At 56.2% G+C, this 559-nt stretch carries 1 protein-coding gene; it reads right to left on the bottom strand.

Annotated features, from left to right (window positions below; all coding sequences use genetic code 11):
* Nucleotides 1-380: transposase (locus NW838_RS10735; RefSeq protein WP_414428025.1), on the bottom strand; the 380-nt coding region annotated here is incomplete at its 3' end.
* Nucleotides 381-559: the final 179 nt, after the last annotated feature.

Here is a 559-nt window from a genome sequence, read left to right on the forward strand (position 1 = left end):
AATCGGGTTGTCTGCTTGTGCAGAATATCCCGAATTTGATTGCGCAGCTTCTTGAGCTGCAAACGTTGAGAGCGAACTAGCCGCTTCCACCGCCGAGACCCCCGCTTTTTGCGCGCCAGGAGTCGAGCTAGCTTGCCCTGCAGCTTGTTCTGGTAGCGCCTTTTGGAGCGCAGCAGCCTGCCATTGGCGATGTAGGTTTGTCCCCCCTCATGAGCGACTGCGGGGTGAATCTCACCCAAATCCACAGCGGCAACGTGGCTCTCTTCCCCCTCTTCTTCCGGCAGCGTATCCCCCACCTTGTAGCAAGCTCTCAACTCATACTGCTGGCCATCCCAGCCCATCTCTACCCAAACAGGTGTGTCCCAAGCCCAGTTAATCATCAGGGGCTCATTGCCTTTCCCGTTCGACAATCGCAGCTTTCCATTGACGACTTGGATGGCTGAAGACTTCCATTGAACTTTGGAATAGTACCGACGCCGTCGAGGTGGACGGGCGTTAGGGTCGGTTTGGCGGCGTTCTCGCCAGGACTTCAAAGAGGCAAAGAAGCTTTGCACTACCG

This window comes from Synechococcus sp. R55.2, assembly GCF_047462075.1.
Taxonomy (GTDB): domain Bacteria; phylum Cyanobacteriota; class Cyanobacteriia; order Thermostichales; family Thermostichaceae; genus Thermostichus.